20 protein-coding genes are annotated in these 20,930 nt (G+C 45.8%); 4 read left to right on the top strand and 16 right to left on the bottom strand.

The annotated features are described in order from the left end of the window. Positions 1-60: 60 nt before the first annotated feature. Positions 61-777, bottom strand: a complete 717-nt coding sequence (locus DTQ70_RS29090) for a class I SAM-dependent methyltransferase (RefSeq protein WP_122934060.1) — start codon at positions 775-777, stop codon at positions 61-63. Between the two features lie 15 nt (positions 778-792). Continuing rightward, the gene (locus DTQ70_RS29085; RefSeq protein ID WP_122934059.1) at positions 793-1,506 is read right to left on the bottom strand and encodes a thiopurine S-methyltransferase; all 714 of its coding nucleotides are present in this window, start codon (positions 1,504-1,506) and stop codon (positions 793-795) included. A 199-nt stretch (positions 1,507-1,705) separates the two neighbouring features. On the opposite strand from DTQ70_RS29085, the gene DTQ70_RS29080 reads away from it, so the two are divergent. After that, positions 1,706-2,131, top strand: coding sequence for a hypothetical protein (locus DTQ70_RS29080; protein WP_122934058.1), 426 nt, complete (start codon positions 1,706-1,708; stop codon positions 2,129-2,131). Between the two features lie 12 nt (positions 2,132-2,143). On the opposite strand, the gene DTQ70_RS29075 is transcribed toward DTQ70_RS29080, so the two are convergent. Together DTQ70_RS29075 and DTQ70_RS29070 are read right to left on the bottom strand one after the other, a co-directional pair. Further along, positions 2,144-2,365 carry a hypothetical protein gene (locus DTQ70_RS29075; RefSeq protein WP_122934057.1) on the bottom strand — a complete coding sequence of 74 codons (222 nt, stop codon included), beginning with the start codon at positions 2,363-2,365 and terminating at the stop codon, positions 2,144-2,146. A 98-nt stretch (positions 2,366-2,463) separates the two neighbouring features. Continuing rightward, positions 2,464-4,338, bottom strand: a complete 1,875-nt coding sequence (locus DTQ70_RS29070; RefSeq protein WP_122934611.1) for an ABC-F family ATP-binding cassette domain-containing protein — start codon at positions 4,336-4,338, stop codon at positions 2,464-2,466. A 91-nt stretch (positions 4,339-4,429) separates the two neighbouring features. Between DTQ70_RS29070 and DTQ70_RS29065 the strand changes: the two genes are divergently transcribed. Both DTQ70_RS29065 and DTQ70_RS29060 read left to right on the top strand, forming a co-directional pair. After that, positions 4,430-5,734: a Gfo/Idh/MocA family protein gene (locus DTQ70_RS29065; RefSeq protein WP_122934056.1), complete on the top strand. Its 1,305-nt coding sequence runs from the start codon at positions 4,430-4,432 to the stop codon at positions 5,732-5,734. Positions 5,735-5,824: 90 nt separating this feature from the next. Next, entirely contained in the window at positions 5,825-6,847 is a 1,023-nt protein-coding gene (locus DTQ70_RS29060; protein WP_122934055.1) for a family 43 glycosylhydrolase, read from the top strand. Between the two features lie 87 nt (positions 6,848-6,934). On the opposite strand, the gene DTQ70_RS29055 is transcribed toward DTQ70_RS29060, so the two are convergent. Then, positions 6,935-8,680, bottom strand: coding sequence for a DUF885 family protein (locus DTQ70_RS29055; RefSeq protein ID WP_122934054.1), 1,746 nt, complete (start codon positions 8,678-8,680; stop codon positions 6,935-6,937). A gap of 85 nt (positions 8,681-8,765) precedes the next feature. On the opposite strand from DTQ70_RS29055, the gene DTQ70_RS29050 reads away from it, so the two are divergent. Further along, complete coding sequence (locus DTQ70_RS29050; protein ID WP_122934610.1) at positions 8,766-9,665, top strand: NAD(P)-dependent oxidoreductase; 900 nt, start codon at positions 8,766-8,768, stop codon at positions 9,663-9,665. Positions 9,666-9,804: 139 nt separating this feature from the next. Here the strand turns inward: DTQ70_RS29050 and DTQ70_RS29045 are convergent, their stop codons facing one another. From DTQ70_RS29045 to DTQ70_RS29000, 11 genes are all read right to left on the bottom strand, one after another. After that, positions 9,805-10,482, bottom strand: coding sequence for a hypothetical protein (locus tag DTQ70_RS29045; protein ID WP_122934053.1), 678 nt, complete (start codon positions 10,480-10,482; stop codon positions 9,805-9,807). 147 nt (positions 10,483-10,629) lie between these two features. Continuing rightward, complete coding sequence (locus DTQ70_RS30945) at positions 10,630-10,779, bottom strand: hypothetical protein (RefSeq protein ID WP_164490263.1); 150 nt, start codon at positions 10,777-10,779, stop codon at positions 10,630-10,632. 387 nt (positions 10,780-11,166) lie between these two features. Then, complete coding sequence (locus DTQ70_RS29040) at positions 11,167-12,237, bottom strand: M42 family metallopeptidase (RefSeq protein ID WP_122934052.1); 1,071 nt, start codon at positions 12,235-12,237, stop codon at positions 11,167-11,169. A gap of 100 nt (positions 12,238-12,337) precedes the next feature. Next, entirely contained in the window at positions 12,338-13,879 is a 1,542-nt protein-coding gene (locus tag DTQ70_RS29035; RefSeq protein WP_122934051.1) for a hypothetical protein, read from the bottom strand. Then, positions 13,876-14,646, bottom strand: a complete 771-nt coding sequence (locus DTQ70_RS29030) for a class I SAM-dependent methyltransferase (protein WP_122934050.1) — start codon at positions 14,644-14,646, stop codon at positions 13,876-13,878. The genes DTQ70_RS29035 and DTQ70_RS29030 overlap by 4 nt, the downstream gene beginning before the upstream one ends. Before the next feature lie 20 nt (positions 14,647-14,666). Next, positions 14,667-15,599 carry a glycosyltransferase family 2 protein gene (locus DTQ70_RS29025; RefSeq protein ID WP_122934049.1) on the bottom strand — a complete coding sequence of 311 codons (933 nt, stop codon included), beginning with the start codon at positions 15,597-15,599 and terminating at the stop codon, positions 14,667-14,669. Next, positions 15,568-16,695 (bottom strand): DegT/DnrJ/EryC1/StrS aminotransferase family protein, encoded by a 1,128-nt coding sequence (locus DTQ70_RS29020; protein ID WP_122934048.1) that lies wholly within the window; start codon positions 16,693-16,695, stop codon positions 15,568-15,570. Before DTQ70_RS29020 ends, DTQ70_RS29025 begins: the two co-directional genes overlap by 32 nt. Then, positions 16,692-17,057 (bottom strand): FdtA/QdtA family cupin domain-containing protein, encoded by a 366-nt coding sequence (locus DTQ70_RS29015; protein ID WP_122934047.1) that lies wholly within the window; start codon positions 17,055-17,057, stop codon positions 16,692-16,694. The genes DTQ70_RS29020 and DTQ70_RS29015 overlap by 4 nt, the downstream gene beginning before the upstream one ends. Positions 17,058-17,229: 172 nt before the next feature. After that, positions 17,230-18,597 (bottom strand): Gfo/Idh/MocA family protein, encoded by a 1,368-nt coding sequence (locus DTQ70_RS29010; RefSeq protein WP_122934609.1) that lies wholly within the window; start codon positions 18,595-18,597, stop codon positions 17,230-17,232. Positions 18,598-18,699: 102 nt separating this feature from the next. Beyond that, positions 18,700-20,472: a 2-succinyl-5-enolpyruvyl-6-hydroxy-3-cyclohexene-1-carboxylic-acid synthase gene (gene menD, locus DTQ70_RS29005; RefSeq protein WP_122934046.1), complete on the bottom strand. Its 1,773-nt coding sequence runs from the start codon at positions 20,470-20,472 to the stop codon at positions 18,700-18,702. Further along, complete coding sequence (locus DTQ70_RS29000; protein WP_122934045.1) at positions 20,469-20,930, bottom strand: Lrp/AsnC family transcriptional regulator; 462 nt, start codon at positions 20,928-20,930, stop codon at positions 20,469-20,471. Before DTQ70_RS29000 ends, menD begins: the two co-directional genes overlap by 4 nt.

Below are 20,930 nucleotides of genomic sequence, written 5' to 3'. Positions count from 1 at the left end.
ATATCATCGGGTTGTGAGCAACCCTTTACACGATAATACAAAAAACGCTGGCAATGATTGTCAGCGTTTTTTGTGGGCAATAAAATAAGCGTCTTTCCAGGCATAAGCGTCTTTGTCGAGAATCTGGCTTAGGATGAGGCCATTTCGAGCCAGTAACAATCGAAGTTCTTCCACCAAGAAAGCCCGCAATGTCACTTCGTCTTGACCAATCAACCTGTCCCCTTCGTAATAATCCGATACCCAGTCCCACGTCCAGCCCGTGCTCAAATTGGGCGTGCTTCGGCTCAACCGTCGGTAAGGAGATACCATAATTTCGTCAGTTCGGGTTTGATGAAAATCGTCAAAAAGAGCAGCGGCATCGATGGCATCAAAAACAAATTGACCTTGAGGTGAAAGGTGGCGGGCGACCGAAGCAAAGCATTGCTCTATCGACTGATTTTGAAGCAAATAACTTATACTCCGTCCTGTAATGCAAATCATGTCAAAAGTGCGCCCCAGCTCGAAACTACACATATCAGCCGCATGAATGCTGGCTTTGGGAACACGCTGCCGAGCCAATTCTACCATCGATTCGCTCAAATCAATGCCCCAATAATCATAGCCCGCGTCGCAGAAGCGTTGGGCTAGATTCCCTGTGCCACAGCCCAGTTCGAGTACCGACTGGGCTGTGGCGTTTTGTAATTGCTGGTGATAAAAGGCAAACTCTCGGTCATAATCAAAGAGTTGCTGGTACATTTGGTCATAGACCTTGGCAAGTTCGTTGTATAAAACACTCATGGGAGTTCAAAAACCCTAACCTACTGCATTTAGCTCATAGTGCAGTGGTTGAACAAGGTTTTTTTTCTCCAAAATCAATCCATTCGTATGTTTTGACAAAATAAAGCCATGTTCGTACAAATACTCTAAGTTCCAGCGGCGTACCATTCCGTGCTGCATCAACAACGGGCTTTCGGCATGGTTGATAAAATGACCCAGTCCGTAGTAGTCATCCATTTCTTGGGCAGTGATGCTAAACGGTGCAGAATTAATCAAGGGGAAATATTCGAGTGTGATTACTAACGATTGAGTCCCTACGTCGGTGAGGCGGTCGATGGCGCGCAGGTATTCTTGGCGCATGTCGAGCGGCAACGCCACGAGCGAAGCACGGTCATACACCCAGTCGATGGGGCCGAGTTCTTCGGGCGTGAGCGCCATAAAATCTTTTCTAAGTAGGGTAATATTACCTGCGACGTAAGTCTCTTCGTCGGGTTGGTGATACGATAACTTATTCTCCTCAAAAAACTCAATGATGGCTTTTTCAACAAGCTCAACCCCGATGACTTTATCAGCAAAAGCCGCGAGATAAACCATATCAAGACTTTTGCCGCACAAAGGAACAAGGACAGTTTTACCGCGCAATTCGCTGGGGGTAAAGTATGTTAAAACAAACGGATGAATGTCGCGACGGTGAAAACTCGTGTAAAAACCGCCCTTGTCCCATGAGTCGAACCAAAATTTTGCTTCCATTGCTGTAGTTGATTAAAGAGTGTTTAGAGGATAAAACTAATTGTTGGTTCAAAAGTAAGGGAGATAAACAGGGTACTCAATTATGCTTTTTTGAGGCGTAGATTTATACTTTTCAACCGTTGGTTTTAGTCATTAAGGCGTAAGTTCCAACTTTTTTGTACGTCAATGCGTCGTATTCAAAACCCTTAATGATACGCCAATGAAATACTTATCTCTGTTGTTGTTTGCGGCGCTGCTGCTCACAAATTGCCAGCGCGAAGCCGTTACCCAAGACCCAAACGTGCTTGAAGGGGCCTACCAAACCAACGCTTTCTTAGATCCATTGTGCATTGCCATTACCGACGTAAATCAGCTTCCTCGTCTTGATATTCTTAAAAATTCAGATGGAAGTTACCGTTTGGTGCGCACTACATTTATACCCCAAACTGCTACCACTACCCTCGAAAACATATCGGCGGTGGCCGTGTCAGGTGGGTTCTCGTTGCGCTACCAAAACCAGCAAATTGGGACGTACGAAGATGGAAAATGGTTTAACGGAAAAAAAGAAGTCAGCTCAAAGGTGTTAAAGGTTAGCCATACCGATACCCAAGGTACTTTTTTTTACTACGCAGGTGTCAAAAAATAGCCCAAAGGAAAGTTAATGCGCGTGCTTTTTGAGCCACTTATCCAAGGCTCCCTTCCAAAACACCAACGCCGTAGCAATGGTGATTCCAGCGGTGACGGCGGCATAAGCAAACAACAACGCAAAGGCATGACCAACGCCCGCATCTCCGCCAGGCGTAGGTTTTCCAGCCATGGTCGCCAGACTGAAGTAGCCAATAAGTGCCAACAAAAGGGCAAGATTTCCAAAGAAGGTCATAGCTTTAAGGGAAAAAGACCCTCAAAGCTATTTTTTTGTTATCGCATCCCATAAAAAGAATGCCTGAAGCGTAGATACAGTAGGTTGAGGTGTGAGGATTACATAAACTCACTCAGCTCCAACCAGCGCATTTCTTTTTCTTCCAATTCTTCGGTAATGCGCTCTACGGCTTTGGCCCACGTGGCAAAATCCTCGTGCGAGCCAACGCCACCGTTCATTTTTTCGACAAAATCGGCTTTTTGACTTTCCAGCTTCGCCATGTCGCTTTCCAACGTCTCAAATTCACGTTGTTCTTTAAACGACAATTTGCGTTTGGCGGGTGCCGAAACAGGCGTAGCCGACGTAGCCTGCGGGCGGGCTACAACCGTCTGTTTGGCAGCGGCTGCTTGCTCTTTATTTTCGGCTAAGAAATTGCGGTAGTCGGTGTAATTCCCTGGAAAATCGCGAATGTGACCGTTGTCTTCAAATACAAACAAGTGATCTACCAAACGGTCAAGGAAATAGCGGTCGTGGGAAACAATCACCAAACAGCCAGGGAAGTTCATCAAAAACTCTTCGAGCACGTTCAGCGTCGTGATGTCGAGGTCGTTGGTAGGCTCATCGAGAATCAAAAAATTAGGCTCGTGCATCATAACGCGCAAAAGCTGCAAGCGGCGTTTTTCGCCCCCGCTCAATTTTTCAATCATTGTTCCTTGCTTATTGGGCGGGAACAAAAATGCCTGCAAATACTGCGAAGCCGTCACGGTTTGGCCCGTCCCCAAGCGAATCACCTCGGCCACGTCTTTGACCCAGTCCACCACCCGTTGGCCGTCTTTGTATTCCAAATCCGACTGTGTGTAGTAACCAAACTGCACCGTATCACCGCGTACAACTTGGCCATTGTCGGGACGAAGTTCGCCCGTAATCATGTTGAGCAAAGTTGACTTTCCTGCGCCATTTTTCCCCACAATTCCGATACGGTCGCCTTTTTTGAAAGTATATAAAAAATTGTTGATGATGGTTTTATCACCGTATTTTTTACCAACACTGTTCAACTCCACAATTTTACTTCCCAAACGGGTGGACTTGATATTTAGCTCAATTTGGTTGTCGTATTTGCGCTGATGTGCCTTCTCTTTGGTATCCTCAAAGGCATCGACGCGGTACTTGGCTTTCGTGCCTCGCGCCTTGGGTTGGCGACGAATCCAGTCGAGTTCTTTGCGGTATAAGTTACGCGCTTTGTCAATTTCGGCGGCTTCTACGGCCTCGCGCTCCGCTTTTTTCTCCAAAAAGTACGCGTAGTTGCCTTTGTAAGTATATAAGCTTCCGTTGTCGAGTTCGACAATGACGTTGCACACCGTATCCAAAAAGTAACGGTCGTGCGTTACCAAAAGGAGTGTTGTGTTTTGGGTGTTGAGGTAATTTTCCAGCCATTCGACCATGCTCAAGTCGAGGTGGTTGGTAGGCTCATCCAGAATCACCAAGTCAGGACTTTCGATGAGCACTTTGGCCAATGCGACGCGCTTGCGCTGCCCGCCCGACAGTGTCCCGATTTTTGCCTCAACATCATAAATGCCTAGTTTTCCCAAAATTTCCTTGACCCTTGCCTCAAAATCCCAAGCTTCCAGCGAATCGACTTGCTCAATGGCGCGCGCCAACACGGCATCATCGCCTAACAACAAAGCACGTTCATATTCTTTGACCGCCGCCGCCACGGGATTTTTACCCGAAAAAATCACTTCAATAACAGGAAGCTGACCGTCAAAATCGGGCGCTTGGTCGAGGTACCCTACCCGAATGTCTTTTCGGACGCTCACTACCCCTTCGTCGGGAGGGGTGAGCCCCGCCAAAATGGTCATTAACGTCGTTTTTCCCGTACCATTGGCCCCAATGAGCGCCACTTTATCGCCTCGGCTCAAGCCCAGCGTCATGCCCTTAAACAGCCACTTATCGCCAAAGGACTTCGATATATTTTCTGCAGATAGGTAATTCATACCGCAAAGGTAGCAAGCATTCAGTAACCAAACCGATTTTCCGACTTTATACTTTCGTCCAACATTCATTTTAACACCTATCACATCCTCCATGAATCGTCGCACTTTCATCCAAAGTTCAGCCGTTGGCGCTACTGCCACGCTTTTCTCTCCTTACGGCATTGCCGCGCCCCGTGCTTCTAAGTACCGTACTGCCCTCATTGGCACAGGTTGGTGGGGCGGGAATATTCTTCGGGTAGCCATGGCCGCAGGTCAATCTAAAGTTGTTGCCTTATGCGACGTGGACCAAAATCAGCTCACCAAAACCGCCGCCGAAGTAGAAAAACTTAGCGGCGATAAACCTAAACTCTACCGCGACTTTCGTGAGCTTTTGGCAACCGAAAAACCCGAAATCGTCATCGTTGCCACGCCCGACCACTGGCATCCGCTGATTTGCATTGCGGCCGTACAGGCAGGTGCGCACGTCTATGTCGAAAAACCGATTAGCCATACCATCAACGAAGGCAAAGCCATGGTAGCGGCTGCGCGAAAAACAGGAAAAATCGTTCAAGTGGGTACGCACCGTCGGGTATCGCCCCACAACTTATCTGGTCGCGATTTTATTCGTTCGGGAAAAGTGGGCAAAATCGGAATGGTTCGAACGTTTGTGCATTACGGCGGTGGCCCTGGCCAAGTAACGCCCGACTCCGAAACTCCTAAAGGACTTGATTGGGACATGTGGTGTGGCCCTGCACCTTTACGGCCTTTTAATGCCAAAATACACCCGCGTGGATTTCGTCAATATTTAGATTATGCCAACGGACAGTTGGGCGATTGGGGCATTCACTGGCTCGACCAAATGCTTTGGATTATGGAAGAAAAATACCCCCGAAAGGTATTTTCGACGGGTGGGCGCGCCATTAAAACCGATAATACCGATGCCCCCGACCACCAAGTGGCGGTGTATGAATTTGAGAATTTTACGGCCACTTGGGAACACCGTCAGTTTGCGGGAAACAACGCCGAAAAAACGCACCCACAACAGGCGGTAGGCTGTTATTTTTACGGAACAGAAGGTACTTTTCACATGGGCTGGCTCGACGGCTGGACGTTTTATCCGACCGACTCCAAAAAGCCAATCATCCACGAAGACGCCAAGCTCGACATGCCCGACCAGCAAAATATCGCGAATCTGTGGACTGATTTTTTGATGTCAATTGAGAAAAATCAACCGTCGGTGTGTGACATTGAAATTGGTTACCGCTCCTCAAACATGGCTTTGTTAGGAATGCTTTCGATGAAAGCGGGGCGAAGTATTGAGTGGGACGGTGAAAAAGGACTCATCAAAAACGACCCCGAAGCCAATAAACTCCTCGAACGCCCCTACCGCAAAGGCTGGGAATATCCAAAGGTGTAAGAGGAATGTCGAATGCAGAGTGCAGAATGTCGAATCCCTAAGCCAGCACCTTTTGCCTCTAATTTAAATTTATAAAATCATACTTAAACAATGAAAAAAATCGTATTTCTAGCTCTTTTACCATTCCTTATCCACGCCCAAACGTTCAAAAATCCGTTGCTGCCCGCGGGAGCCGACCCTTGGTCGATTTACAAAGATGGGTTTTACTATTACATGCACACCACGGGCAAAAATCTGAGCATTTGGAAAGTAAAAACCCTGACCGAACTTGCTTCTGCCTCACCAACGGTCGTTTGGACACCACCTGCGACGGGGCCTTATTCCAAAGAGATTTGGGCGCCTGAGTTGCATTTTCTCCAAGGCAAATGGTATATCTATTTTGCTGCCGACGATGGTCACAACCGCAACCACCGCTTATTTGTCCTCGAAAATACCTCCGCGGACCCAACGCAGGGAACGTGGAACATGAAAGGCCAACTCAAAACGCCACAGGATAAATGGGCGATTGATGGCTCAGTGTTTGAACACAAGGGGCAATTTTACCTCACATGGTCGGGGTGGGAAGGCGACGAAAATGGGCAGCAGTCGATTTATTTGTGCAAAATGAGCAACCCGTGGACTTGCGTAGGCGAGCGCATCAAAATCTCAGAACCTCAGTTTTCGTGGGAAAAGCACGGTACCATCAGCCGCCCTGGCCCTGATGATAAGCCGTTGGTATTGGTCAACGAAGGACCTCAATTTTTGAAAAGTCCCAACGGTCGGGTCAATATCATTTTTTCAGCCAGCGGGTGTTGGACGGATTTTTATTCATTGGGGATGATTTACGCTTCTCCCAACGATGATTTGATGAAACTTACCTCGTGGAAAAAACACCCAACGCCTGTGTTTTGGGCAGAAAATACCAAAGGCACGCACGCGGCTGGCCACAACAGTTTTTTTAAATCGCCCGATGGACGCCAAAATTGGATTCTGTACCACGCCAACAGCGAAGCAGGTCAGGGCTGCGGTGGCAAGCGTTCTCCTCGTATTCAGTCGTTTACGTTCTTGAAAGACGGCACGCCTTCGTTTGGTTCGCCTGTTTCTACTGACCAAGAATTGACCGCGCCGAAGTAGTGTTTTTATTTCAACCATATAAGACATATAAGGGCATATAAGAGAGAAACTTATAATCTCTTATATGACTTATATGGTTCAAAAAATCTACTTCATCACAGGCGGCACATAAAACTTCCACGAAGACTTATAATCGGGCGAAAGCTTTTTGTTGGTCATCACGGCGCGTACCATGTCCACGGGCAATGAATTTTGCTGCATGATGGCATCGTGAAACTGCTTGTAGGTCATCTTTTTGGAATCGACCAGTTCTTTTTTGAGCGCATAAAACTGGAACGCTCCCGTCATATACGCCAACTGATAAAGCGGCTCGTACCCGCCCACAAACGAACGGCGCACCTCTCCCTCGGCATTGGCACGCTCGTGCCCTACCCTATCCACCAAAAAGTCGATACACTGCTGCGGCGTCCATTTGCCCAAGTGATAATTGAGCGAAAAGATAATCCGAGCGCAACGGTGCATTCGCCAAAATAACATCCCTACGCGGTCTTCGGGCGACTGCGGGAAGTTCATGTCCCACAAAATCATTTCCCAATACAAAGCCCAGCCTTCAGTCCAAAATGGCGTACGGAAACGACGGTATGTTTTGTAACGGTTGTTCATAAATCCTTGTAAATGGTGTCCCGCAATTAGTTCGTGGTGGACGGTAGCACGCGAAAAATGAGGGTTATTTCCCCGCATACTCATCAATTTATCTTCGTGCGACATGGCCGCCGTGGGATACGAAATCAGAATCGTTTCTCCGCCCAAAAAGAACGGGCTAAACTTCTGCCGCTCTGCCGACATCATCGCCATCCGCCACGTTTCTTCGGCAATTGGCGGAATCGTGATCAAATCATTCTTTTTAAGAAAATCAACCGACTCGTTGTATAGTCTCAAAATCATGGCAGGTTGTTCGCCCACGGGCACCATCGAATTTTTTACTTTTTCCTGTGCCTTTTTCCAATCGTCGCCAAAACCCATCTCGCGCGAAGCTTTGAGCAACTCACGGTCGCACCACGCAAATTCTTTGTTGGCTATGTCAATGAGTTCTTCGGGCGTGTAGGAGATAAATTCAAATTCGAGCTGTCGGATAAGTTCATCACGCCCCACAGCCACGCCATTGATACCACTCCCGTCGTCTTTTGTAGGAGCAGCTACTTTGGCTTTTTTTGCAAAAAACGACGCATAAGACGTCAGCGCACTGTCGAGCTTTTGGTACGGCTGCGGCACCCACCACGTAAAATCGGGGTCATAAGCATTATAAAACTCAAACACACTTTTCATCGCCGATTTTAGCCCCGTGGCCGTTCCCGATGCTCGATCGGCCAAAACTGGATCAATTTTATCGAGCTTTTCCACCGTTTTTCGGGCTTCAGCCACCTCTCGCGCTAGGGCATTCAACTCAATCGCGATTTTTTCGCCCTCCACCGACGTACCCCGACGGCGCGATTTTTCTAGGGCATAAACACGGTCGGCAAACGGAAACCACGCTTGGGTCTGCGAAACTTCACTAGCTTCTTTAGCCAATTCCCGTAAGTCCACCTGTAAATTGCGCTGAAACAACAGGTAATCGACCTGGCTATCAACGGGCAATTTATCAAAATCCAGTTTTTTCAACTGTTGGAGATAATCGGTCGAAAGCCGTTCGAGGCGTTGTCGGCGCTCGGGAGAGTTTTCGATGACATAAAAACGGATTAGGCTTCCTCGGTCGGCGGCGTAGTTGGCCATCAAATGATGTACGTCGCTCGTTTGTTTGTACAAAGAAGAAAGAGGGGCAGGTTGTGCCAGTACGGTTGCGCTGGTAGTTAGCAACAACGACGCACTTAGCAACACAGGTCTAAGTTGGAGCATAGAAAAGGGAGAGTTTGTGAATGAATGTGTGAATTTAGGCCAAATTCTTCATACTATTGCACCTTCGCACAAAAATGCTTTTGGGATGTTATTTGACCAAATTACCCTCATTGATTCTTGCCGCCTTACCGAAGAAGGGGTTCAAGAAATTGCCACTTTTTCGCGCCAACCTCTGCTTCGCTACTACGACGTCCCGACCTCTGACGAGGAAACCTTAGCTCGGATTGGGCAAAGTGATTGTGTGCTTGTCAGTTGGCAAACACCCGTTTCGGCCGATGTCATTGCCGCTGCTCCCTCACTGAAATACATCGGAATGTGTTGTAGTTTGTACAGTGAAGCAGCTGCCAACGTGGACATCGCCAAGGCGCGAGAATTAGGGATTCGGGTGCTTGGCGTGCGAGACTACGGCGATGAGGGAGTGGTGGAATACATTTTTGCGCAACTTATCCATTTGTTCAAAGGCTACGGTTCCTGCCAGTGGAAACCACAGCCCGTGGAGTTGGGCGGTAAAAGCATCGGGATTGTGGGGCTTGGCACACTAGGCAAGATGGTGGCGCGCACAGCACTTCATTTTGGGATGGAAGTGTATTATTTTGGAAGAACGCGCCAACCCGAAGTTGAACAAGAAGGCATTCATTACCTTCCCCTCCACGAACTATTATCTACTTGTGACATCATCACTACTCACCTACCGAAACACACGATTCTGCTGGACGAACAAGCCTTTTTGGTCAAAAAGCCCAATTCGATTCTCATCAACACCTCTTTAGGCCCTACCTTCGATGTACAGGCCTGCTTTACTTGGCTGCAAAACGACCCTACTTCTTTTGGTATTTTCGATTCGGATGGAATAGGTGCGCATTACCAACCATTTTCGGAGCTCAATAATGTTTTACTATACCCGCGTTCGGCAGGTTTTACGGAGGAGTCTAAAGTGCGTTTGACACAAAAAGTGATTGCTAATCTGAAGTCATTTTTGGAGTAATGGCTTCGCAGACGCGAGGCCCGTACCTGCCGTGCCTGCGGTTACTCCTAACCGCAGCAGGGTTTCTCAAAACCCTGTTGCTGAAAGATATGCTTCGGAGAAGCACAATGCTCTTGTTCTCTCTATGACTACTACGATATTATATATATCCATTTTGCCCATTCACATATTTGTCAAAGTCAAACAGTTTATTGTTAACATCATCAATAAATTGTCGAACTGATTTGTTTATGAGTTCAATTTTATATGGTTCATGAATTAGTCCGAGCACTTGTCCTCTACTGTCAATAGCTATATAATTGCCACTATCAAGATCTTTTATTTGGTAGTAAATATTTCCAGCAACATTAAATTCATTAAAACTTACTAAATCAAAATGTTCGCTAGTTAATCCGCTAACAAGTTCTTTCATTTTTATATCTGAAGCAGATTTAATTTTACTTTTTTGAAATGACGATATGTCAACTTGATAATTATTAAAATCCAAAATATTCTTTTCGATTTCGAAACCTATCCAAAGTCCATCATAAACAGTAACAGTTAGACAAAATTCTTGCTTATCTTGTTTAATAATGATGTTATTCAACTCAAAATCTTTACCTTGAGTCATCGACTTATCAGATTGAGATGGGGCGAAACCAATTGAATAGCAATTACCTTTCATCGCATGATTTATCGAAAATCTCGTATATAGTCCTTTTTCGAGTCCGTCTCCTAAAAAGCTAAACTCGGCAGGTAATGCCCCAAAGACTTGTCGGAAAAAGTGTAATACCTTTCCATCAATTTTCCAACTTGTCTTTTTAAATAATCCAAACATTATCGTCTGCACTTGTTTAATCCCTTTATCAGACTTCTTTTCTATTATACCAAACCCAAATACGCGTCGAAAACACTAGACCATGTTGCCCCCAAATCGCAGTTTGGGGAAGGGATATTTGTTTTGAAGTTGTCTATTTTAGACTGACTATTTTGCTTTCGTTTTGGCAACCAGCTTTTTAGCGTACTTCTCTTTATAATCTGCAATATGTTTGCTGATATTTTGCCTGTCTTTCTCAGTCAAGGGTTTACTTTGAATGATAAAGTCAACACCCTTTGGTTCTTTTATAAATCCCATAGAGTTACGTTTTAAAGTATTTTCACTTTGTGAATTTCCAAAAATTTTGGAAATTCACAAAGGCTTGAGGTGTCATTACCTACGCCTCTGTGGCTAAAAAATACGCATCGCAGACGCGAGGCCCGTGCCTGCCGTGCTTGCGGTTACTCCTAACCGCAGCAGGGTTTCTCAAAACCCTGTTGCTGAAAGATACGCGTCGAAAACACTAGCTTCGGAGAAGCATAACAACAGTTTATGCTTGCGCACGGGCGCCCCGTCCGAAGCAAAAGGATTCTAACTTTATAAACGGATTTTTATACTACAAATGTTACGCTTCGCCGAAGCGAAATAAACTACTAGTACGCTAATAGTACGTGCCTGCGGTTGCTCACAACCGCAGTACATTTCTTATTTAATATATCTAAAATCCTCGTTTCCTTTAAGTTGCACAAGCACCTCGTACATGAGGTTGATTACATTTTGCACGTCATCTTTGTGAACAGTTTCAACGGTGGTGTGCATGTACTTCAACGGCAATGAAATTAAAGCTGAAGCAACTCCTTCGGTTGCATAGGCAAAAGCGTCGGTGTCCGTACCCGTCGAACGACTTACGGCTTGGCGTTGGAACGGAATCTTTTTGTCTTCCGCTACCCCAATCATCATGTCCAACACGTTGTTTTGCACCGCAGGGCCGTAGCACAATACAGGCCCGCCGCCGCACTTCATGTCCCCTTGTTCTTTTTTCTTGTACATCGGCGACTGTGTATCGTGCGTTACGTCGGTACAAATGGCCAAGTCGGGTTTCAGGCGGCGCACAATCATCTCTGCCCCACGCAGCCCAATCTCTTCCTGCACGGCATTGACGATGTAGAGCGTAAAAGGAAGTTGAACATTATTTTCTTTCAAACGACGCGCCACTTCTGCAATCATAAATCCACCCATGCGGTTGTCCAAGGCACGTCCTACGTAGTAACGATTATTCATTTCAAACAACCCATCCAAAAACGTAGCGACTGTACCCACATGGATGCCCATTTCTTCCACTTCTTTTTTGCTGCTGGCCCCTACGTCAATCGTCAAATCCGCCACTTTGGGAGCAGCTTCTTTGGCGAGGTCACGCACGTGAATGGCAGGCCACCCAAAAACACCTTTAACCGTCCCCTTTTTTGTGTGCAAATTGACCCGCATCGACGGCGCAATCAGTGCATCAGAACCCCCGTTGCGGATAACATAGATGTAGCCATCTTCCGAAATGTAATTGACAAACCAAGAAATCTCGTCCGAGTGTGCTTCAATCACCACTTTGTACGGCTGATCTGGATTGACGATACCCACGGCCGTTCCGTACGTGTCCACGAGATAATCGTCGATGTAAGGCTTCAAGTAATCAAGCCAAATTTGCTGTCCCGACGATTCAAAACCCGTCGGAGAGGCATTGTTTAAATAGTTATAAAGAAATTCGGTGCTTTTGTCTGACATGATGTTTTATTTGCTATTTAACTCACTACTCATTTTTATAAATACAAATTTAATGAAGTGCTTGATACGCTCTCGCTGATATACTGCTCAGAACCAAAATTTACTCTTTTTTTCGTCGGTAAAAGCGAGCGCCTTTCACTACATCTACCAACGTATAATGCTCCCGAACATATTTTGCAATGATTGGAAATTTTTCGTGGCGGTAGTTCACGTTGTCAGGAACATAAATGGTTGACACGGGAGCCACCATCGCGTCCATGAATAACGCAGGTTTATTTTGATCTAAATCATCAATCAATTCGCGTTGGCGGTGGTTTTGCAAAGGGCTTTTGGTATAAATCCAGTACGAATGTGGCAGGCGATTTCCCGCTGGCAAGTGTTCGTACACAAAAAAACGGTCAGCATAGCCCCAAATTGTCATTGTTTCGTTAGGGCCGATGTGTGCGCGTATTGCCTTACGGATTATTTCGTCTGACTTAGGTAATTTTGGGATAGTTCCTAGAGGAAACTCCACCACATTCCTGATACCTTCCAAGGCGATTGCCAAAAGTGCAAATGTCCAAGCAATAGAAAATATTTTTGGCGAAAAATAAAGTGAACAAAAACCCGCCAACACGACCGAAGGAACAAACAAAAACAATAAGTAATGGTCAAACGGGTTTCCTGCTTGTAAAACGGCGTACAAACTTACCAAAGCAACTGCCACTGAAAGGCCAATCACGGAGCGAGAAACCGCCACGCTCTGTGAGGGAAATCGTAAAAACTGAACAACCCCTGTCGTGATTAGCACCATTTGAACTATCCAAAAAACACGGGTAGCCGCAGGCTGAAACACAAATCGCCCGACGGTAAGTGGACTAAAACGATTGCTGGCTTCTAGTTTTGAATGAACAGTAGAAAAGGAGTAGTAATAATAATTCCAGAAATAATCATTCCAGAATGTCTCCAGTTGGTCGTAGTGATAATAATACCCATTTACTAACAAAAGGGGCAAAACCCCGCCTCCTATCACCGCCAAAAGGCGTTTCCATTGTTGGGTTTTGAGTAGAAAAAAACAGAGGAAAAACGCCAAAATCAACCCCATCGGAATGGTTTGAAACTTGGCAAACGGCAGAAGCCCCAGCCACAACCCCAAAAAGAAATAACACCACGAAGAATAAGCGCTGTCTTTCAGTTTGATAACCGCCCAAAAACCCACCGTCAACATCAGAATACAGACGTGTTCTGAATTGTAGGTCATAAAACCAGGCCACAAGTGAAATGCTTGGAAGAGAAGCAGAGGAGCGGTAAACAAAAATGACCGTGCCGAAGAAAACCAATGTTTGAAAATCAGAAAAACAAACGTCAGCGTCGCGACCCAGAGGATGACTCCAATCCCATCGGCCAACGCCCAATCAACTTTGACTCCCATCATTTCGGCCATTGCCAAAGGAAGTACAGTAAGTGGGCGGCTGTCGGAGTAATTGAGTAAAGTCCAAAGCGGGCGGTCAGAGCGCGCTGTACTGATGGCCGAACTAATCCAGGTACTCGTATCTACATCCAGTTCGGTTGGAATTTGATGATACCACCTAATGGCTATCAACACGAGTAAACTACTGACGAAGAGGATATTCCACCAAGTTTCAGCGCGTTTTATTGTCATACTTTCTTAGGAGCCATTGTCACAAAAACTGAACTTCCGAAAGGGCCTTTACCAATGATACTTTCTTCAATTTTTACCAACCAATACAGCGTATTATTGATAAAAGACGGCGGAACGGCCACATCAGACGACTCTTTACTGAGGTCAATCCATCCTCGTTTCATCTGAAACCGTTGCCATGCCCGTACGGCCATGATGAGTGGCGATAAAAAGAAACTCCAGTAGGTGGCGTAGGTCACTTCCAAATCGGCGGCTTTTGACAACCTTTGCATATCTTCTTTGACAAATCTTTTTTGTCCTCCTACCACCACATCGTGTACTCCTGCAAAAGCAGCATGGGCGTTGTTATTGGTAATAAAAATGCCGTTTGGTGCCAATTTGGCCTTAATAGCGGTTAAAACATCCACAATAACTTCATCCGAAAAATACGTAAAAACGTCATTGCAGATAATGACGTCAAACTTTTTTTCGGGTTTATAAGCGGCGATTTTGGTGAGGTCAAAATACGTCACGTCTAAGCCTCTCGACTGCGAAAACTTGACGCCATCTTCCGAATAATCAAACCCTTCGATGGCATTAAAACCTTGTTCTTTTAAGTGAATCAACATTCCGCCCGTTCCACAACCAGCGTCCAAAATCGTAAGGTTTGTTGGGTTCGTAAAATGTTGTTTGATACGCTCTGTTGCCTTCTGGTGCAAAATTTTATACCACCACAATTGGCGTTCAGCGTTGAACATCCGTTCGTATTCGTCCTGTTTACCTATCATCGCAATCGCGTTAAAAATGCTTATTTTTGTATTTGCGGCTCCTTCGAAATCACCATTTTTTCCACGTACTGTGGCAAGCCGCTTTGGGCCATAAAAATACGACCAATGTATTCCCCCACAATTCCTAAGCAGGTCAAAATCAGTCCACTAAAAAAAGTAAGCAGAATGAGTACCGAATTGAGGATAAAAAACTCAGAATGAATGGCGTACAGCACCAAGTCTATCAACACTGCCAATAGTGAGCAACCCGAAAAAGCCAAACCCGTGGCCGTCAACAATCGCAAAGGCTTGAGTGAATAGCCAAACAAAATCGTCATAAAGAGCGACGTAAGTTTGCGCAAAGTATAGCCCGACTGCCCTTCTTCGCGGGCATTGTGCGACACCTGCACGCGTCCCACGTTGCGAGTGATTCTAAAAATCAACCCATCGAGGTACGGATACGGGCCTTTGTATTTGATAATTTCTTGAACAACGGCTTGATTAATCAATTTGAAACTCGACAAGTACAAATCGTTAGGTTTTTCGAGCAGCCAAGTCGTCACACGGTTGACCAACCAACTGCCAAAATTCCGAAACCATGAGTGTTTTTTGGTGGCATAAAATGAATAAACCACGTCGTAATCACCCTGTTGAGCGGTTTCAACAAGTTTTAAAATTTCGGTAGGAGGATTCTGAAAATCGTCGTCAATCATCACACAATAATCGCCCGAAGCATGGTTCAAACCGCACATGACGGCGTTGAACTCGCCCGAATTACGACGCAATGAAATAAATTTTACTTCCGAAAAACGCTTTGCTAATTGAGTGCATACCTGCTCCGAACGGTCGCGACTACCGTCGTTGACCAAAACGATTTCGAGGGTGGTTCGGTTCAGCGTTTCCAGTACATGCTCAACGAGTCGATTAATCGTCTGTTCGCTGTTATAGACGGGAATGATAACCGACAGCAGCATGGGGTTGATAGACAGATTGGTTGATGACTTGAACAATATGACGCGCCTCTTCGTCGGTCAGTGAAGGATTCAAAGGAAGGCTAATCACCTCGTTATGAATTTGTTCCGTAATCGGCAAGCTCAGATGATTGTATTCTGAATATGCTTTTTGTTTGTGCGGCGGAACGGGATAATGCACCGTGGCTTGAATGCCATTTTCCATCAAATAATCAATGAATTGCTCGCGTTTAGGATGGCGAACCACAAACAAATGCCACGCATCTTGGTAGAGGGTTTTGAACGTTGGCAGCACCAAATCAGGATGTTTTATTTCGGACAAATAAAAGCGCGCTAGTTCGCGACGGCGTTGATTTTCCGTTTCTAAATACTTCAATTTCACGTTCAAAATCGCCGCTTGTAATTCGTCCAAGCGACTATTGGTTCCAACATGGTCGTTGTAGTACTTGATAGTGGAACCATAATTACGCAAGCTGGCAATTTTGCGAGCCAAATCGGCATCGTTGGTTGTGATAGCTCCCGCATCGCCAAGCGCGCCCAAGTTTTTGGTAGGATAAAAACTAAAGGCCGCCGCATCCGACAAATTTCCAGCTTTGTATTCTTGGTAAGTGGCACCGTGGGCTTGGGCAGCATCTTCTACGATTTTGAGACCATGTTTGCGCGCAATATCCCAAAGCGGTTTCATATCACAGCATTTTCCGTAAAGGTGTACGGCTAAAATGGCTTTGGTACGAGGCGTAATTTTTTCTTCAATCTTGCGAGGGTCAATGTTGAACGTTTTGGGGTCTGGCTCTACCCAAATCGGGGTTAAGCCCAACGTAGTAACCGAAAGAATGGAAGCGATATAGGTATTGGCAGGGACAATTACTTCGCTTCCTGCAGGAAAATCAAACGCTTTAAAAATCAGCTCTAAGGCATTCAGTCCGTTGGCTACTCCCAAGCAATGTGAAGTTCCACAGTAGTCAGCCCAGTTTTCTTCAAACGACGTCACTTCTTTCCCCAACACATACCATCCTGACTCCGCCACGCGTTGCATGGCTTCCGCTATTTCAGCCTGGTACGGCTGATTTGTCCGTTTAAGGTCGAGATGAAGTATCATGGTTTTTCAAAGAAATAGTCGTTCTTATCATAGTATTGATTTGACATGACCAACAGCACGGCATTTGCCGTAAACTCATCCATAACGTGCCAGTCTCCAGGATGTAAAATGAGTGCTTGCGAAGGTGAATTTAAAATAAAGGTTTCTTCCTGTCCGCTATGAGTAACTTGAACCCGACAACTGCCTGCGACCATCACTAAGGCATTTGTCGCCGTAAAATGACCATGTTTTGCACGCTCTTGGTCACTAGGAACGCCATAGATATAAAAAGCTCGTTTTATATCTCCTGGTAAAATTTTCTCAAAAACGGTCAGTTTTCCTTCTTCTTCTCCGAAGGTACTTAAATCTATCAATTGGGGCATAATGGGGTAAAGTAACGCTGCTAGATTAAAAGGGCATTAAAAATTCCCCTAAATAAACACAAAATTTTTGAATCTACCTTCCTGTTACCCTCACACAAGTATATTTTTAACTCTAGGTTAAAAAACGAAAAAGGAGCATTTCTGCTCCTGAAACCTATTTTTGGGCTTGTTTTTAGACACGATTGGGGTCTGGATGCACCCACGAACCTCGGTAGGGGCGAGCCAGTTTTTTTGTTGCTTCGGCATCACCTACGACCACCCGTTTTTTAGGATCATATACCAAAGGACGTCCTAATTCCATCGACATATTGGCGAGAATACAACTAGCAGTCGAAATGTGTCCTTCTTCAATATCTGCCACTGGGCGCGAATTATTTTCAATAGCCGCAATAAAATCGAGCATGTGCAAACGCGTCGCAGGGGCGGCATTTAGCTCAATGCGCTCTTCGGTCAAATCTTCGGGGTATTTTTCTTTTTCATACACCACATCTTTATGAATTTTTTCTCCTTTCCCATTCGGAATAAAGTCATACGCCATGGTACTTCCCCAAAGGGTGCCTTTTTCGCCATAGAGCGTAAACGACCACGGATAATCGGGATTATTGGGCGTTCCCCACGTGCGGTGCTGCCACACGCAGTTGAGGCCGTCGTATTCAAAAATTGCCGACTGCGTATCCGCTATATTTGACTTCCCTTCTTTTTGTACATAAATCCCGCCCGTTGAGCTGATGCGGTTTGGCCAGCCCAATTTCAACATCCATCGCACGGTATCAAACATGTGGATACACATATCGCCCATGATACCGTTGCCGTATTCTTTAAACGTCCGCCACCAACGAATATGCGGCAAACCATCGTATGGACGCATTGGCGCAGGGCCTGTCCACATCTCATAGTCAAAAAAGTCAGGAACAGCTTGCACAGGTGGATTTCCGTTGTTGCGCATGTGATAATAACAGCACATTTCTACGTGCGATATTTTCCCCAACAAACCCGCATCGACAATATTCTTTTTGGCCTCAATCAAGTGCGGCGTACTTTTCCGTTGAGTTCCTACTTGCACTACGCGGTTGTATTTTCGTGCCGCTGCCACCATTGCTTCGCCCTCCATCACATCGACACTAATTGGCTTCTGAACGTACACGTGCGCTCCTGACTTAACAGCTTCAATCGCTTGCATGGCATGCCAGTGGTCTGGGCTACCAATCAGCACAATATCGAGTTTGTTTTCGGCGAGCATTTTGCGGTAATCGCCGTATAAAAGGGGCACTTTGCCTGATTTTTGGCGTTGGCTTACTAGCTTTCCAGCGGCTTCGAGCATATTTTTGTCCACATCACAAAGGGCTACTACCTCTACCGAAGCCACTTGAATAAGGCGAAATAAATCACTTTTTCCGTACCAGCCCGTTCCAATCAAGGCAACGCGGTAGGTTTTGGCAGGATTATTCAAATTAAGACCACTAGCATCTAGGGTGGATAATGCTATAGAAGCCGAAGTCCCTTGAAGAAATCGACGACGATTGAGAGTAAAATTATTCATTTGTGGAAAAGGAGCGGTTTCGTGTTGAATTGCTTTTTTTACTGAAATAAAGTCCAGCAGGTTTTGCAATTACTGCAATATGAGTGATTTATTTGTCCGTAGCTACCCCATTTTTCGATAAGCCTCAAAAACATTACCGTTTATGACGGGATCAGTAAAAATCTCTAACAATTTGGCTTTGCCATTTTGAACCAAAAATTGCTTCCAGATAGATTCAAAAGTGTGTTCTTGGACAGTTCCAGTCAAAACAGCAGCCATCATGTCTTGGCTATTATTCTTATTATTATCCAAAGCAAAATAGGTCATCCCTGCATCCTCTGCCGAATTACGTGCCGATGTATAGTGACGCGTTTCAAAATATTGCTCCAATTCGGGTTGTGCTGATGGTCCATCAATCAACCTGAAAATATTTCCACCGTTATTATTAAAAAGTACAATGCGGAGGTTTGCAGGAAGATGTGGATGCCAAAGCGCGTTGCGATCGTAAAAAAACGAGACATCGCCCGTCAGCAAAAACACCAACTTATCGGTCATCATTGCCGAACCAACAGCCGTGCTTGTACAACCATCAATCCCACTCGTACCCCGATTGGCAAACACTTCAACCTGAGTACTTACTCCCACGAAATTGGCGTAGCGCACAGGCATACTGTTGGCCAAATGCAAGACGCTATTTTCGGGCAACGAACGCATGAGAGAATCAACCAACGTAAATTCATTCCAACGGGTTTCTTGGCGGAAAAACTGTGCAAGTTTCCGTTGGGCATTTCGGTCGGCTTGCAACCATTTTTCGCGGTATTGGGTGCGCTCTTCGCTGTCATCGTCTTGATTCACAAACTGCTGGTAATCAATATCCTCCAACAATTTTTGAAAGAAATAAACTGGCTCCACGGGCACTTGCAACGACAGGGTCTGAAAGGTATCTATCAGCTGCTCGGTGGGTTTGATGTGCCAATGGCGCGCGGGAGTAAACTTGCGCAGAAACAGTTTCAGGTTTTTAGAAATAAACGAATCTCCCACGGTGATTAACAAATCAGGCTGTAGATCAGCCAATTGTTCGTGATTTTTTGGCCGCAAACACACATCATGGTGGCGAACAAAAGTATCGTCGGCAGGAATGTTTGAAATAATATCTCCCAAGACGGGCACGCCCATTTCTTCGCTAAATTCTTTCAAAACTTTCCATAAAGCCGATTGGGGCGGAAGCTGTCCTACCGCAATCAGTACGCGAGACGTATTTTCAAACTCCTCTTGCAGTCGATGCCACGTTTCGGGAGAAAGGGTCGGTTGCGTAGCAAGTCGCTCAACCACACGTACGTTTCGATCGTAGGTAATTTTTTCGTCGGCCGTAGGATAAAACGGTTCACGAATCGGCACGTTGACGTGTACTGGCCCTTTGGGATACGTTTGGGAAAGGTTAATAGCCTCATTGAACACGCGTTCGATGTACCAATTTGTATCAGGATGGGTATAATCCGCAGGAAGTTCAAACGACTTTTTGACGTGCTTGCCGTACAACTCATTTTGGTAAATGGTTTGCCCGTCTTGCTGATGTATCCATTCTTTGGGGCGGTCGGCGGTCAAAACCAGCAGCGGTATTTCTTGAAAAAACGCCTCCACTACTGCAGGGGCAAGGTTGTAGGCCGCACTGCCTGAGGTACATACCAAAGCCACCGTTTGGCCGCTATATTGTGCCATGCCCATCCCGACAAAACCCGCCACTCGTTCGTCAGGAATTACTTTTGTTTTTATGCCACGATGGCGCGCAAACGCCAAGGTAAGCGCCGCACTTCGCGACCCTGGCGAAATCAATACATTTTGGACTCCTTTTCGGGCGCAGAGTTCGGCTATGTTATTAATGGATTGAAGTATCATATCGGTATTGCCGTCGTGCTTTTCACTTCCGACATCACAAAAAAACTACTTATGTGAGAAATGGCTTTAAAACTGGCTAATTTTTCTTGGTAAAACGCGTGGTAACTCTCCACGTCGGTTGCTACAATTTTGATGAGGTAATCAAACGTCCCCGACACCACACAACATTCTACTACCTCGGGCATTTGGAGCATGGCTTCGTTGAACTCGCGAAAATTTTCGTGCTGTTGTTTATCGAGCGTTACGTTACAATAAACCACCAAGCCTTTGTTTAGTTTTTTGCGGTTCAGCATCGTCACGTATTTTTCGATGATTCCTTCCCGTTCCAGTTTTTTGATGCGGTCGTGAACGGGCGTAATGGAGAGATTAATCTGCGTCGCAATCTCTTTGATTGTCAGCTGTGCATTGGTTTGCAACAGCCTCAGAATCTGCAAATCGGTATCGTCAAGATGAACCAT

Origin of the sequence: Runella sp. SP2, assembly GCF_003711225.1 — a bacterium.
Taxonomy (GTDB): Bacteria; Bacteroidota; Bacteroidia; order Cytophagales; family Spirosomataceae; genus Runella.
This window is presented reverse-complemented; position numbering and strand designations above follow the sequence as displayed.